Origin of the sequence: Roseitranquillus sediminis (assembly GCF_016918935.1) — a bacterium.
GTDB classification, from domain to species: Bacteria; Pseudomonadota; Alphaproteobacteria; order Rhodobacterales; family Rhodobacteraceae; genus Roseitranquillus; species Roseitranquillus sediminis.
Window position 1 is genome coordinate 165,466 of sequence record NZ_JAFFOB010000007.1, and the last position, 14,869, is coordinate 180,334.

Annotated in this window: 13 protein-coding genes; 2 read left to right on the forward strand and 11 right to left on the reverse strand. The window is 69.1% G+C overall.

The genetic code is table 11. From position 1 onward, the window contains the following. Positions 1–6 precede the first annotated feature (6 nt). The 3 genes from JM664_RS04205 to JM664_RS04215 form a co-directional block, all read right to left on the reverse strand. Positions 7–2,544, reverse strand: a complete 2,538-nt coding sequence (locus JM664_RS04205) for a DNA translocase FtsK (protein ID WP_227418656.1) — start codon at positions 2,542–2,544, stop codon at positions 7–9. 10 nt (positions 2,545–2,554) lie between these two features. Further along, a complete protein-coding gene (locus JM664_RS04210; RefSeq protein ID WP_227418657.1) occupies positions 2,555–3,715 on the reverse strand; it encodes an aminotransferase class I/II-fold pyridoxal phosphate-dependent enzyme in 1,161 nt (386 codons plus the stop codon). Positions 3,716–3,850: 135 nt separating this feature from the next. Then, positions 3,851–5,179: an amidase gene (locus JM664_RS04215; protein ID WP_227418786.1), complete on the reverse strand. Its 1,329-nt coding sequence runs from the start codon at positions 5,177–5,179 to the stop codon at positions 3,851–3,853. A gap of 65 nt (positions 5,180–5,244) precedes the next feature. Here JM664_RS04215 and JM664_RS04220 point away from each other — a divergent pair, with 65 nt between their 5' ends. After that, positions 5,245–6,459 (forward strand): FAD-dependent monooxygenase, encoded by a 1,215-nt coding sequence (locus JM664_RS04220; RefSeq protein WP_227418658.1) that lies wholly within the window; start codon positions 5,245–5,247, stop codon positions 6,457–6,459. 1 nt (position 6,460) lies between these two features. On the opposite strand, the gene JM664_RS04225 is transcribed toward JM664_RS04220, so the two are convergent. Both JM664_RS04225 and JM664_RS04230 read right to left on the reverse strand, forming a co-directional pair. Continuing rightward, on the reverse strand, positions 6,461–6,616 hold the full coding sequence (locus tag JM664_RS04225; RefSeq protein WP_227418787.1) for a Trm112 family protein: 156 nt from the start codon (positions 6,614–6,616) through the stop codon (positions 6,461–6,463). Between the two features lie 83 nt (positions 6,617–6,699). Beyond that, complete coding sequence (locus JM664_RS04230) at positions 6,700–7,611, reverse strand: DMT family transporter (protein ID WP_227418659.1); 912 nt, start codon at positions 7,609–7,611, stop codon at positions 6,700–6,702. Positions 7,612–7,777: 166 nt separating this feature from the next. Between JM664_RS04230 and JM664_RS04235 the strand changes: the two genes are divergently transcribed. Next, a complete protein-coding gene (locus JM664_RS04235; RefSeq protein WP_227418660.1) occupies positions 7,778–8,959 on the forward strand; it encodes a coiled-coil domain-containing protein in 1,182 nt (393 codons plus the stop codon). A gap of 6 nt (positions 8,960–8,965) precedes the next feature. Here the strand turns inward: JM664_RS04235 and JM664_RS04240 are convergent, their stop codons facing one another. Genes JM664_RS04240 through JM664_RS04265 form a run of 6 tightly spaced genes read right to left on the reverse strand, consistent with a single transcriptional unit; the run spans position 8,966 to position 14,796 of the window. Beyond that, entirely contained in the window at positions 8,966–9,328 is a 363-nt protein-coding gene (locus JM664_RS04240; protein ID WP_227418661.1) for a Na+/H+ antiporter subunit G, read from the reverse strand. 7 nt (positions 9,329–9,335) lie between these two features. Beyond that, positions 9,336–9,605 carry a K+/H+ antiporter subunit F gene (locus tag JM664_RS04245; RefSeq protein WP_227418662.1) on the reverse strand — a complete coding sequence of 90 codons (270 nt, stop codon included), beginning with the start codon at positions 9,603–9,605 and terminating at the stop codon, positions 9,336–9,338. Then, complete coding sequence (locus tag JM664_RS04250) at positions 9,602–10,093, reverse strand: Na+/H+ antiporter subunit E (protein ID WP_227418663.1); 492 nt, start codon at positions 10,091–10,093, stop codon at positions 9,602–9,604. The genes JM664_RS04245 and JM664_RS04250 overlap by 4 nt, the downstream gene beginning before the upstream one ends. After that, complete coding sequence (locus JM664_RS04255) at positions 10,090–11,625, reverse strand: monovalent cation/H+ antiporter subunit D (protein WP_227418664.1); 1,536 nt, start codon at positions 11,623–11,625, stop codon at positions 10,090–10,092. The genes JM664_RS04250 and JM664_RS04255 overlap by 4 nt, the downstream gene beginning before the upstream one ends. Continuing rightward, complete coding sequence (locus JM664_RS04260; RefSeq protein WP_227418665.1) at positions 11,622–11,957, reverse strand: Na+/H+ antiporter subunit C; 336 nt, start codon at positions 11,955–11,957, stop codon at positions 11,622–11,624. The genes JM664_RS04255 and JM664_RS04260 overlap by 4 nt, the downstream gene beginning before the upstream one ends. Before the next feature lies 1 nt (position 11,958). After that, positions 11,959–14,796 (reverse strand): monovalent cation/H+ antiporter subunit A, encoded by a 2,838-nt coding sequence (locus JM664_RS04265; RefSeq protein ID WP_227418666.1) that lies wholly within the window; start codon positions 14,794–14,796, stop codon positions 11,959–11,961. Positions 14,797–14,869 lie beyond the last annotated feature (73 nt).

A 14,869-nucleotide genomic window follows, 5' to 3' on the forward strand; every position in this document is an offset into this window, starting at 1 on the left:
CCGCGCCTACTGCGGCTCGGGCACCAGGATCTCGCGCTTGCCGACGTGGTTGGCGGGGCTCACGAGGCCCTGCTCCTCCATCTGCTCCACCAGCCGCGCCGCCTTGTTGTAGCCGATCGCCAGCTTGCGCTGGATGTAGGAGGTCGAGCACTTGCGGTCCTGAATCACGATCGCCACCGCCTGATCGTAGAGCGCATCCTCGCCGTCGGTGTTGCCGCCGAGGCCGAGGACTGCGTCGATGTCGGCGCCCTGGTCCTCGTCCGGCCCCTCCTGCACGCCGCCTACATAGGCGGGCGGCCCCAGCGACTTCAGGTGCCGCACCACCTCCTCGACCTCTTCGTCGCTGACGAATGGCCCGTGCACGCGGGTGATCTTGGACCCGCCGGCCATGTAGAGCATGTCGCCCATGCCGAGGAGCTGCTCCGCCCCCTGCTCGCCGAGGATGGTGCGGCTGTCGATCTTGGACGTCACTTGGAAGCTGATCCGGGTCGGGAAGTTCGCCTTGATCGTGCCGGTGATGACATCGACCGAGGGCCGCTGCGTCGCCATAATGAGGTGGATGCCCGAGGCCCGCGCCATCTGCGCCAGGCGCTGGATGCAGGCCTCGATCTCCTTGCCGGCGACCATCATCAGGTCGGCCATCTCGTCGACGATGACTACGATGTAGGGCATCGCCTCGGGCTGGATCTCCTCGGTCTCGAACACCGGATCGCCGGTCTCGTCGTCGAAGCCGGTCTGCACCGTGCGGCTGAACGTCTCGCCCTTGGCCAGCGTCTCGCGCACGCGGCCGTTGTAGCCGTCGATGTTGCGGACGCCCATCTTCGACATCTTGCGGTAGCGCTCCTCCATCTCGGCCACGACCCACTTGAGCGCCACGACCGCCTTCTTGGGGTCCGTCACCACGGGCGACAGGAGGTGCGGGATGCCGTCATAGACGCTGAGTTCCAGCATCTTCGGGTCGATCATGATGAGGCGGCATTCCTCGGGGCTGAGCTTGTAGAGCAGGCTCAGGATCATCGTGTTGATGGCCACCGACTTGCCGGAGCCGGTGGTCCCGGCGATCAGCAGGTGCGGCATCCGTGCTAGATTCGCCACCACCGGATCGCCGCCGATGTCCTTGCCCAGCGCCAGCGGCAGGCGCTGGTTGCCGTCGCCATAGTCGCGCGCCGACAAGATCTCGCGCAGCACGACCTGCTCGCGCGTCGCGTTCGGCAGCTCGATCCCGATCACGCTGCGGCCCGGCACCGTCGATACCCGTGCCGAGAGCGCCGACATCGACCGCGCGATGTCGTCGGCGAGGCCGATGACCCGGCTGGCCTTCAGCCCCGGCGCGGGCTCGAGTTCGTACATCGTGACGACCGGTCCCGGGCGGACGCTGACGATCTCGCCCTTGACGCCGTAATCGTCCAGCACCGTCTCCAGCATTCGCGCGTTTTCCTCCAGCGCCTCGGTGCTGGGGTTGTGGCGGACGACCCCGGCGGGGTCGGCCAGCAGGGCGAGCGGCGGCGCAGAATAGGCTTCTGCCGTCTCCTCCAGCGGCAGCACCGGCTGCGCCTCGGCCTGCGCCCGGCGCGAGGTGCGCGGCCGCACCGCCGGCGTCCGCACCACCTCGGCAGCGCCGCGGACGAAGTTCGGCGGCACGATCGGCCGCTGCTGCACAAGCTCCGGCTCGGGCAGGTCGTCCTCCTCGTCGCGCTGCGGCTCCGGCCGCGCGATCCGCGGCTCCATTCGCAGGCCCTTCGCCGGGGCCGTCGGCGCCGCCGCGGGCGCGGGGTCGTCCTCGATCACGATCTCCTCCGCTTCCTCGCGGCGCGCCCGCAGCCGCGCGAGCGGTCCCGGGCGCCGCGGCTGGGCCTGCCGCGCCTCGCGTCGCGCCTCGGCCTTGTGCACGGCGGTCGTCAGCGCCGCCGCACCGCCATGGAGCCCCGCCCGCATCGCCGCCGCGACTCCCTTCTGGCAGAAGCGGCGCATCGTGTTCATTTCCGCCACGGTGACCCCCGCGACGTAGAGCGTCAGCGCCACCATCGCGACGGCCGAAGCGAGCGCCACCAGCTTCAGCGACAGGACCGGATTCGTCGGCATCAGCGCCAGAAGCGCGCCGAGGATCGTGTCGCCGAAGAGCCCGCCGAGCCCGAAGGAGTGGCCCCACCCATCCTCCGGCGCGTGGGTGGCGAAGTAGATCGCGGTGACCGCGACGGCGATCGGCGCGAAGATCAGGCGGCCCAGCGCCTCCTCGCCGCGATGAAGCGTCAAGCGCACGCCCCAGACGATAAACAGGAGTGCGAGGCTCCACGACGCGACGCCGACGATGACCATGAGCGGCGAGGCGATGGAGGCGCCGAACCGGCCCAGCAGGTTTCGTGCAGGCTCGTCGGTGACGGCCAGCCAGCTCGGATCGTCTGACGAGTAGCTGCCGAGCAGCATAGCAGCGGCCACGCCCGCGCCGAGCAGCACGAGACCCAGCAGCTCCTTGCCGCGCCGCTCGAGCACAGCCTGCGTCTTGCTGTCGAGAAGCGGATCGCGCCGCTTGGCCTGGTACGCCATGAAACCCCCGTCAGTCGTAAAGCGTCGTGCGGATGGCGGTCAGCCCGCGCCGCACCTCGTCAACATCGGCCACCAGGGCGACGCGCACATAGCCCGCGCCCGGATTGCCGCCCTCGGCATCGCGCGAGAGATAGGCGCCGGGCAGAACCCGCACTCCCGTCTCGCGCCAGAGCCGCAACGCCGCGGCCTCGCCGTCCTCGACCGGCAGCCACAGGAAGAAACCCGCCGGCGGGACGGGCGCAACGTCGCCCAGGATCTCCTGTGCCACCGCGTACTTCTCCTGGTAGAGCGCCCGGCTCGCCTCGACATGCGCCTCGTCCGACCAGAGCCGCGCGCTCGTCGCCTGGATCGGACCCGGCATCGGCGGGCCAGCATAGGAACGGAGCTGCCGGATCGCCTTGATCGTCCGTGGACCGCCAGCCACGAAACCCGACCTGAGGCCCGGTACATTCGACCGTTTGGAGAGCGAGTGGAAGACCGTCACCCGCTCCGGGTCGGCACCCATCGCCGCCGCGACCTCCAGCGCCCCCGGCGGCGGCGACTTGCGCCAGATCTCGCTGTAGCACTCGTCGGCGAAGACGCGGAAGTCGTGCCGCTCCGCCAGCTCGATCAGGTGCCGCCAATAGCTCTCGTCCGCCACCGCGCCTTGCGGGTTCGAAGGCGAGCAGAGCCAGGCGATGGCCGTCCGGTCCAGCACCTCGGGCCGCACCGCATCGAAATCGGGGAGAAAGCCGTTCTCCGGCAGCGCCGGCAGGTAGACCGGCCGCGCCCCCACAGCGAGCGCGCCCACGGCATAAACCTGGTAGAACGGGTTCGGCACCAGCACGTCCGCCCCGCCGGGACAGAGCGCGAGGCAGGCGTTGAAGAGCCCCTCGCGCGTGCCGTTCAGCACCGTCACCTGCGTATCGGGGTCAAGCGTCACGCCATAGCGCCGCCGGAACCAGCCGGTAATCGCCCGCCTGAGCTCGTCCGTCCCCTCGTTCGGCGGGTAACGTCCGAATCCTTCGGCGTTGTTGGCGATGACCTCCACCAACCAACTGGGAAACGGATGGCGCGGCTCGCCGATCGTCATGTGGATCGGCTCTCCGCCCGGAGCATGCACGTCGAGCAGGCCGCGCAAACGCGGGAACGCGTATTCCGGCAGGTCCGAGAACCGGTCGGGAAGATTCATGCTGGCCTCAAATGGTCGGGATCGTTGCGTCCCTTTGGAGCGCACGCTAGCGCGGCGGGGGCCGCCCGGTCCAGCGCGGCGCGGCGGCGGCGCCACGAGTGTGACCCTCAGACCACCCGCGCTCCGCGGTCGTCCTCAGGCCAGCGCGCCTTCGGCCGCCGCGCCGAGACGCAGCAGCCGCGCATCCTGTCCGCCCGGCGCCTGGAAGAGGATGCCGGCCGACGGCGTTCCCGTGGGCAGCGTCAGGCCGCAGAGGTCGAGCAGGCTTCCGATCCGCGTGTTCCTTAGCGTCATCAGGTTGCGCTCGGCGAAGAGCGCGTGGTCGTCCAGCACCGCCTGCCGCTTCGGCGGCGCGATGGCGCAGGTCGGCAGGATCACCGCATCGGCGCCCGCGGTGCGCGCGCGATAGATCTGCCGCAGCTCGCGCAGGCGAGCCCAGCCCGCGACGTACGCATGTGCCGGAAAGTCCCGGCCACCGCGGAAACGCTCGCGGACCGGGTCGAACATCAGTTCGGGCCGCGCTTCGATCTCGGCGCTCCAGGTGCCGTAGGCCTCGGGCGCAAAGAGGCTGGCCGAGAGATCAACCGCCTCGGCCACCTCCGGCGCCTCGATGCGCGCGATTTCCGCGCCCGCGTCCGCAAGCCGCTTCAGCGCCTCGTCGAAGCCGCGCGCCGGTCCGTCATCGATCGCGTCGAACGCGACCGTCTCCAGCACCAGGAGGCGCGCGCCCTGCAGGCTGGCGCCGCGCAGGTCGGGCGGTCGGCCTCCCTGCATCGCCGCGGTCAGGAGCGCCGCATCCTCGACCATGCGCGCAAGCGGGCCGGCCGTGTCGAAGCTGGGGCAGAGCGGCAGCGCGCCGTCGAGCGGAATGACGCCGTGCGACGTCTTGAGCCCCACAAGGTCGTTCCACGCCGCCGGAATGCGCACCGAGCCCGCCGTGTCGGAGCCGATTGCGCCTGCCGCGAGGCCGAAGGCGACGGAGGCCGCCGCACCCGACGACGAGCCGCCCGGCAGCGCCTCGGCGTCGTGGACGTTGGGCGGCGTGCCGGTCACCGGGTTGAGCCCGAGCCCCGAAAATGCGAGCTCCGTCAGGTGCGTCTTGCCAAGGCAGACGAGGCCGGCCGCCGTCGCCCGCGCCACCACCCGCGCGTCGGCCGCCGGCACGCGTCCCGCAAGCAGTGCCGAGCCGCCCTCGGTCGCCGTGCCCGCCGTGTCGAAGAGATCCTTCCAGGACACCGGCACGCCGTCGAGCGGGCCGCGCTGCAACCCCGCTCGCGCCCGCTCGCGGGCCGCTCGAGCCTCGGCCCGCGCCCGATCGGGGGTCGTCCGCGCATAGATCTCGTGCCCGTGCGGATGACGCGCGATCGCGTCGAGCATCACCTCGGCCAGCTCGGTCGGGTCGATCCGCCCCGCGCCGATCTCCCGCCCCAGCGCCGCCGCGCCCATCGTCCGCCACTCGTCCATCGGCCGCGACGGTAGCTGCGCCACGGCGCGTGGACAATGCCCCGCCGGCGGTCATATCAAGCGGCATGTCATACGATGCGGACGTGCTGATTGCCGGCGGTGGGCTCGTGGGTGGAACGCTGGCGCTGGCGCTGACCTCCGCCGGGCTCGACGTGATCCTGATCGACCCCGCGCCCGAGGCGGGCGGTGCGGGCTTCGACGGCCGCAGCTCCGCCCTCGCTCTCACTTCGCAGCGCCTGCTCAAGGCGCTTGGGGTGTGGGCGCGCCTGGCCGACGACGCCCAACCGATCCTGCAGATCAAGGTGACGGACGGCCGCGCGGGCGAGGCGCCTTCGCCCTTCGCCCTCGAGTTCGACCATGCCGAGATCGAGGAAGGCCCGATGGGCTACATGGCCGAGAACCGCCACCTACGCTTCGCCATCGCCAGCACCGTGGCGGAGAGCCCGGTGCGCGCCATTGCCGCCGGCGTGACGGCGCAGAGCACCGACGGCGCGGGCGTCAGCGCCAACCTGGCGGACGGCCGCCGCCTGCGCGGGCGCGTCCTGATCGGCTGCGACGGACGCGACAGCGGGACGGCGCGGCGGGCGGGCATCCGGCACGTAGGCTGGCGCTACCTGCAGAGCGCGCTCATCTGCGCCGTCCGGCACGAGCGGCCGCATGGAGGCGTCGCGCACCAGTTCTTCATGCCGGAGGGGCCGCTGGCGATCCTGCCGCTCACCGGCAATCGCTCATCCATCGTCTGGTCGCAGCCCCACGCGCAGGCCGCGCGCGTGATGGCGCTGGACGAGGCAGGCTACCTCGCCGCCCTGCGCCCCCGCTTCGGCGGATTCCTCGGAGAGATCGCACTGGAGGGCGAGCGGTACACGTATCCCCTGTCGCTGTCGCTGGCGCAGCACTTCGTCGCGCCGCGGGTCGCGCTCGCCGGCGACGCCGCCCATGTGGTGCATCCGATCGCGGGCCAGGGGCTGAACGCCGGCCTCAAAGACGTCGCCGCTTTGGCGCAGGTACTGGCCGAGGCGCGGCGCCGAGGCGAGGATGTGGGCGCCCCGGACGTGCTGGCGCGCTACCAGACATGGCGGCGCTTCGATGTAACGGCGCTGGCGGTCGCGACGGACGCATTCAACCGGCTCTTCTCGAACGACAACCCGCTCCTGCGCTTCGGCCGCGACATCGGGATGGGCCTCGTCAACGCGCTGCCCGGCGCACGGCGCGGCGCGATCCGCGAGGCGGCGGGGCTGACGGGCGATCTGCCGCGCCTCCTGCAGGGGCGCCCGCTCTGACTCAGTCCTCAAGCCGGCGCGCCTCGTCGGCCAGCATCACTGGGATGCCGTTCCGGATCGGGTACGCCAGATGCGCCGCCTTGCTGACCAGCTCCTGCCGCTCGGCGTCGTAGTGCAGGATGGCGCGGGTTTCGGGACAGACCAGCGCTTCGAGCATGCGCCGGTCGAACGCCGGGACGTTCGGCTTGGTGTCGTCATCCACAGGTGTCTCTCCTCTTCAGCGCCGGGTGTGCGGCGCAGTCATTGCCGGCGCTCGCGGTGGAACACGTAAAGGCCAGAGCCGAGGATGATCGCGGTCCCGAGCCAGGTGAGCGCATCGGGGAAGTCGCCGAAGACGATGTATCCCATCAGCGTCGCCCCGAGGATCTCGAAATACTGCATCGGCGCAAGCACGCTGGCCGGGGCGCGACGATAGGCGCCGGCGATCAGCAGGAACGTCACGCCGGACAGGCAACCCGCCGCCACGTACATTGGCCAGAGATAGGCCGGCCCGTGCGTTCCGGTCCAGGCGAAGAGCCCCAGCGCGGCGCCCGCGACGAGCCCCGCGCCGAGCAGGAGCGCGGCGTAGAACGACATGCCGACCTGGATCGCCAGTCCCGACCGGGTGCGGGAGGCGATGCGGATCAGGATCATGTTCAGCGCGAAGGCGACCGCCGCGCCGAGGGGCAAGATGGTGTAGGCCCCGAAGATCGACCAGTTCGGCCGGATCACCACCACTGCGCCGATCAAGCCCACGAACACCGCGAGATACCGGCGCCACCCCACGGGTTCGTTCAGCAGGAACGCGGACAGCACCGTCAGGATCAGCGGCTCGACGAAGAAGATCGCGATGGCGGTCGCGATCGGCATGGTCGAGAACGCCGCGATCAGCAGGACCAGCGTCGCGGCCGCCGCGACGCCGCCCAGCGCAAGGATGGGGGAGAAGAGGCGGCCCGTCACGCGGCGCGGCATCAGCCAGGCGGCCGTCCCCAGCACCAGCGTCTGGAACGCCAGGCGCCAGAACGCGATCTCGGCCGGATGCGCCACCGCGGTCAGCAGCTTGGACAGAGTGTCGCCTACCGGCAGCAGCATCGTAGAGGCCAGCATCATCGCGAACGCGATCTCGGTCTGGCCGAGCGCAATTTCCCGCCGCTCCGATCCTCTCGCCGACATCCGCCCGCTCCTTTCCGATCCAGCCGGTCGGCCCTAACGCCGCAGGCGACGCGGGTCCAGCCGCCCAACTCCCGTGCACGAATGATGCGGAACCGAGCCCGACCGCATATGTTTGATCTTCAACCGGGGAACATCAAAAGCGAATCGACAGGGAGAGCGTATCGACATGGCTGAAGCGCAGACGCAATCGAGGACGACACTGATCGTCGTCGCCGTGGTGGCCGTCATAGGCTGGCTCCTCGCGGCATGGGCCTGGACGTCGCAGTCGTCGATCCGCGACGAGATGAACGTCCTCGTCGAGGAGGAGCGGGCGGCTCGCGTCGCGAGCGAGGAGGAACTGGCCGCGCAGACCGAGGCGCTCGGCACGGTCGGCGATCTGGAAGGCCAGTCGCAGACGCTGCAGGGCGAGATCGAAATGCTCACGGCCGAGCGTGACCGGATCTCCGGCGAGCTCGAGCCGGCGGCGCGACGCCTCGAGGAGCTAGAGAGCCAGTCGGCCGAGATGCAGGCGCAGGTGGACACGCAGCAGTCCGAGCTGCAGTCGCTCAATGAAGAACTCACGCCGCTGCGCGAAGAACTCGGCACCTACGAGACGCGCCTCGCAGAGGCCGAGCAGGCAGTCGTTGACCGGACGCGGGAGCTCGAGGAAGTGGGCACGCGTCTGGAGGAGGCCCGTGCGCGCGAGGCCGAGCTGCAGGAGACGCTGGCCGGCCTGAGCCAGGACGTGGCCGACCTTTCGAGCGAGGCAGCCGACGCCGAAGAGCGGGTCCAGGCGGCGCGCGAAGCGGAGGCTTCGCTTGAGGAGCAGCTTGCGACGGCGCGCAGCGAGCTTTCGCAGATTGAGGAGCGGCAGGCGATGCTGGAAGCGAGCGTCGAGGACCTGACCCAGCGCCGCCAATCTCTGCGCGAAGACGTGGCCGCGGCCGAAGAGCAGCGGCAGCAGCTCCAGAGCAGCGTCACCGAGCTTGCCAACCAGCTCGCCAGCCGCGCCGAACAGCTCGCCCAGCTCGAGCAGCGGATCGGTCAGCAACAGCAGACCGGGGACCTGGTCGCCACCGCGCGGTCTGCGGGACTGCAGCAGGGCCAGTACACCCTCGGCCCCGTCACCGCGACCTTCGCGCCCGACGGCACCTTTCAGATGTCGGGCGCCGATCAGATCCGGAATGTAAGCGGTACCTACGAGGTGCAGGACGATACCCTGATCCTGCGCGACGCCGAGGGCGACGTTGGCGCGGCGCGCTTTCCGATGCAGTGCGCAATCTCGCCGACGAGCTCGGGCTTTGAGGTCTCCGACAGCGACGGCTCCTGCGGCCTCTTTGCGGGGATGGCGTTCGAGCGGGTCGAGTAGTCAGGGTCAGTCGTCCGCCGGCGGGTCCGGCGGGCGGCGCACCGCCCAGCTCGTGTCGCGCGGCGGCGAAGGCATCTCATCGTCGTCGATGTGCTGATGGATGTGCGCCTTGGCGATGAAGTGCGCCGAGATCGGGGCGGTCACGAACAGGAACGCCGTGATCAGCAGCTCATGCAGCGAAAGATCGTCCTGCAGCACCGAGTAGGCGACCGATGCGATGAGCAGACTGCCGATTCCAAGAGTGCTCGCTTTCGTCGGGCCATGCAGCCGCGCCATCGGATTGTCGAGCTTGATCAGCCCGTAGGAGCCAACGAGCGCGAAGAAGGCTCCCACAACGATGAAGAGGCTGACGAAGACTTCAAGGATCATGCCGCCCTCACTCGATGATGTCGCCGCGCAGCACGAAGCGGGCGTAGGCCACGGTCGAGATGAAGCCCAGCATCGCGATTATCATGGCTGCCTCGAAGTAGGTCTGCACCCCGGTCGCGATACCAAAGAGCACGATCAGCCCGATCGCGTCGATGAACATCGTGTCGAGCGCCAGCAGCCTGTCCCCGATCGTGGGCGCGAAGATCAGCCGCCACATTGCGAGGACGGTCGCGAGCGCGAGGCACCCGAAGGCGAAGGCGAGAGCGTAGAAGATCATTCGAATATCTCCTTCAACCGGCGTTCGTAGCGGGTCTTGATCTCGTCCCGCACCGCGTCCGCATCCTCCGCGTCGAGGCAGTGGACGAGGAGACTGTGCCCCTCGCTCGAGAGGTCGGCCGAGACCGTGCCGGGGGTAAGCGTGATCGTCCCCGCCAGCACCGTGATGGCCTCGGGCTTGCGGATGTCCAGCGGGATCGAGACCCACTTGGAGCGGATCCGGCTATTGGGCTTCGTCAGGATCGTGATGGCGACGACCACGTTCGCCACGAGGATGTCCCACATGACGATGAATATGTAGGTCAGCAGCTTGCCCGGACGCCGCAGGAGCGGCCGGTCGGGCCAGTAGGCCGCCGTCGCGATCGGGATGACGAGGCCGAGCACGAAGCCGAGCAGCACCGCGCCTACCGAGATGCCGTTGACCAACAGGAGCCAGACCACGGTCAGCAGCGCCGTGAGCCACGGATGTGGGAGCAGGCGGCGCATCATGATGCCCGCGCCCCAAGAACCGCCTCGATGTAATTCGCGGGCGTGTAGATCTGCGCGGCGATTGCGGCGAAGTAGTCGGTGAGCGGACCGGCAAACACCGTCGCCGCGACGAGCAGCGTCATGATGCCCCCGACCGAGACGAACGGCAATGCCGCGGGCCGGACGGCCGGCGGCGGATCGGCAACGGCAGCTCCGGCAGCCGGCATCACGGCCGCGCTCTTCCAGTAGAGCGTGCTGCCGGCGCGCGCGAACCCAACGATTGCCAAGAGCGACGTCGCCAAGATCACCGTCCAGATCAGCCAAGTCCGTTCGGCCGCTCGCGCCGCGTCGAGCACGAGCAGCTTGCCGAGGAAACCCGACAGTGGCGGCATTCCCGCCAAGGCGATGGCGGCGGCGAAGAAGAGCCCCGCGATCAGGCCGTTCTGAGCGATCGGCGGCGCGACGGCGATGCGTCCGCCCTCGGGCCGCCGCTCGACCGTCAGGTCGAGGATCAGGAAGAGCGCCGCCGAGGCGAAGGTCGAATGCACGATGTAGTAGAGCGCAGCCGCCGTCGCCTGCTCGGTCAGCGTGGCGACGGCCACGAGCAGCGTGCCCATCGACCCGACGACGGCGAACGCCACCAGCCGCTCCAGCCGCACCGAGCCGAGGACGCCGATCATGCCCACGGTCAGCGTCAGCAGCGCGGCTGGCATAAGCCATATGTCGAAGAGCCCCTGCGTCGCCACCAGGCTGGGCGGGAACACCAGCGAGTATATCCGGATAATCGCGTAGGCGCCGACCTTGGTCATGATCGCGAAGAGCGCTGCGACCGGCGCGGGCGCGTTCGCATAGCTCCCCGGGAGCCAGAAATGCAGCGGCAGGATCGCCGCCTTGACCGCGAAGACGAGCAGCAGCAGCGTCGCCCCGACCCGCACCAGCGCCGTCTCCTCCGCCGGCAGAGCCGCGATGCGCTCCGCCAGGTCGGCCATGTTGAGCGTGCCGGTGACGGCGTAGAGCGTGCCGAGCGCGAAGAGGAAGAGCGTCGAGCCGAGGAGGTTGTAGACGACGTACTGCACCCCCGCCCTGAGCCGCGCCGTGCCACCCGAATGGATGATGAGGCCGTAGGACGCGATCAGCAGGACCTCGAAGAAGACGAAGAGGTTGAACGCGTCGCCGGTGAGGAACGCGCCGATGATCCCCATGATCTGGAACTGGAGCAGGGCATGGAAATGCCGTCCGCGCCGGTCCCAGCCGGTTCCGATCACGTAGAGCGCGACGGCCAGCGCCAGCAGCGTGGTCAGCAGAACCATGAGTGCCGACAGGCGGTCGACGACGAGGACGATGCCGAACGGAGCCGGCCAGTCACCGAGTTCGTACACGTGGATCGCGCCAGTGCCTGCACTGACGTTCAACCCGATCGCGATGAACAGGACGGCTATGATCCCGCCCACCGAGAAGGTCCGCTGCAGCGCCGGATGGTGGCGCATCGTCAGCACCATCAGCGCGGCGAGCAGCGCCGGCACCACGATCGGCATGACGACCCAGTGGCTCATGTGTCTGCACCCGGGCGCGTGTCGACGTGGTCGTCGTCACCCGAGAGGTACGCGCCGAGCGCGATCATCACGACGACCGCGGTCATGCCGAACGAGATCACGATCGCCGTCAGCACCAGTGCCTGCGGCAGCGGATCGGTGTAGCCCGCCGCGTCGTCCGACAGGATTGGCGGTCGGTTCACCACCAGCCGGCCGGTCGCGAAGAGGAAGACGTTGACGGCGTACGACAGGAGCGAGACGCCGAGGATCACCGGGAACGTCCGCTGCCGCAGCACGAGATAGACCCCCGCCGCAGTCAGCGCGCCGATCGCCGAGGCCACCAGAAGCTCCATCTCAGCACTCCTCCCGCGACGGGTCGATGTCCATCGGGTGCGCGCTGACGCGGTCGCCGCTGCGGCGGGCGATGCGCGAGAAACTCTGCAGCGACAGCAGCACCGCGCCTACCACGGTGAGGAACACGCCGAGGTCGAAGCCCATCGCCGTGGCCCACTCGAACTCCTCGATCGGCGGCAGATGGATGTAACCATAGGCGCTTGTCAGGAAGGGCTCGCCGGCGAACCAGGCGCCGATCCCCGTCAGTCCGGCGATCAGCACACCCGCGCCTATGGCGCCGTGATAGGGATAGCGCTGACGCGCCTCGGCCCAGGCGAAGCCGCTGGCCATGTACTGCATCACCACCGCGATCGCGACGATCAGTCCCGCGATGAAGCCGCCGCCAGGGTCGTTGTGGCCCCTGAGCAGGATGTAGACGCCGACCATCAGCACCACGGGCAGCATGACCCGCGTCACGACGACCATCATCATCGGGTGGGCGTCGCCCGCGTCGGGCGATTCGTCGGTCCAGGCCAGCAGGCGGGCGCGCACCGGGCTCGACAGCAGCGCCTCGGTCAGTGCGTAGATCACCAGGGCGGCGATGCCGAGCACGATGATCTCGCCGAAGGTGTCGAAGCCGCGGAAGTCGACGAGGATGACGTTGACAACGTTGGTGCCGCCGCCGCCCTTGTAGGAATTTGCGAGGTGGTACTCCGAGATAGTCGGGAAGGCGAAGTCGCGCACCAGGAGCGCGTAGATCAGCGCCCCCGCCCCCAGCCCGGCGACCACGGCGATGCCGCCGTCGCGCACACGGCGCGCGACGCTGCTTTCGGAGGGCGTCGTCTTGGGCAGGAAGTTCAGTGCGAGCAGCAGGAGGATGATCGTCACCACCTCGACCGAGATCTGCGTCAGCGCAAGGTCGGGCGCGCTGAGGTAGACGAAGCCGACCGAGACCACGAGACCCACGATCGCCATGAGCACCAGCGCCACCAGACGCCGCCGATGGAAGGCGACGAGACAGCCCGCGGCAATCAACAGCATCGCCCAGCCGATCGTCGGAACTACCCCCGGCGGCATCATCGCGCGCGTCGGCCTGGAGATGCCGCCGGTGAGGTAGGCATGCACCGCGAGCGCGAGCACCGTGACGGTGAAGATCGCGGCGTAGCGTGTGAGCGCGCCGTCATGCAGACGGTCGGTCAGCCAGCGGCTGCCGCTGGCGGCGCCCTCGACAACCGCGTCGAAGATTATCTTGGCCTCGGGCCGCGGTGCGGCGATCCAGGCGCGGTCGAGCGGACGGTGCAGAGCCAGCAGGATGACGCCGCCGACGACGGCTATGATCGACATGACGAGCGCGGCATTGACCCCGTGCCAGAGCTGCAGGTGGAACTCGGGCAACTCGCCGCCGATGACCGCCGCGGCTGTAAGGCGCACCAGCGGCTCTGCCAGGGAGGGCATGATACCGATGAGCACGACGAGGACGCTCAGGAAGGCGGGTGACGCCAGCATGCCGAAGCCCGGATCGTGCGGCTTCGACGGATAGTCCTTGCGCACGGGGCCGAAGAACACGTGCCAGATGTAACGGAATGAGTAGGCGGCCGAAAACAGCGCGCCGACCGTGGCCAGCACCGGCACCACCCAGTAGCTGCCCGCCCACGGGGTATGCGACGCCTCGTAGAGCATCATCTCCTTGGAGAGGAAGCCGTTGAGCAGCGGGATGCCCGCCATCGACAGCGCTGTGATGGTGGCGATGACGAAGGTCGCCGGCATCAGCTTGCGGAGCCCGCCCAGCCGCTTGATGTCACGCGTATGCGTCTCGTGGTCGATGATGCCGGCCGTCATGAAGAGCGCGGCCTTGAACGTCGCGTGGTTGATGATGTGAAACACCGCCGCGACTGCGCCCATCCCTGTGCCGAGCCCCAGCAGCATGGTGATGAGCCCGAGGTGGCTGACCGTCGAGAAGGCCAGCAGAGCCTTCAGGTCGTCCTTGAAGAGCGCGATCACCGCGGCGATCACCATGGTCACGAGGCCAGTGGTGGCGACGATGTAGAACCACGCATCGGTCCCCGCGAGGACCGGCCACATCCGCGCCATCAGGAACAGGCCCGCCTTCACCATCGTCGCGCTGTGCAGGTAGGCCGAGACCGGCGTCGGCGCGGCCATTGCGTGCGGCAACCAGAAGTGGAACGGGAACTGCGCCGACTTGGTGAAGGCGCCGAGCAGGATCAGGATCAGCGCCGGCATGTAGAGCTCGGACGACTGGATCGCCTCGCGGTTCTGCAGGATCACCGTCAGGTCGTAACTGCCCGCGATCTCGCCCAGGATCAGCATTCCGGCAATCATCGCGAGGCCGCCTCCGCCGGTCACCGCCAGCGCCATCCGCGCGCCCTGCCGCCCCTCCGGCAGATGCTTCCAGTAGCCGATCAGCAGGAAGGACGAGAGCGACGTCAGCTCCCAGAAGACCAGGAGGAGCAGGATGTTGTCGGAGAGGACAATGCCGACCATCGCGCCCTGGAACAGGAGCAGATAGGCGTAGAACTGCCCCATCGGATCCTCGCGCGAGAGGTAGTAGCGCGCGTAGATGATGATGAGCAGGCCGATGCCGAGGATCAGCCCCGCGAACAGCAGGCCGAGCCCGTCGAGGAAGAAGTTGGCGTCGAGCCCCAGCGCCGGCAGCCACTCCACCCGCGCCTGCACCACCTCACCGCGCAGCACCGCCGGCACGTGCGTCATCAGCCCGATGAAGGCCAGAGCCGTAACCGACAGCGTGGCCAGCGCACATGCCCGCCGCCCCGCCTGGATCATCAGGCCGGGCACGAGGGCCCCGATGAAGGGGAGCGCGACGATCAGAAAGAGCGACATTGCATCATCGATTCATCATGTCGCTTCCGAACGCCATGCCATTGGGTGCCACTCAATGCGGGACAAGCGCAAG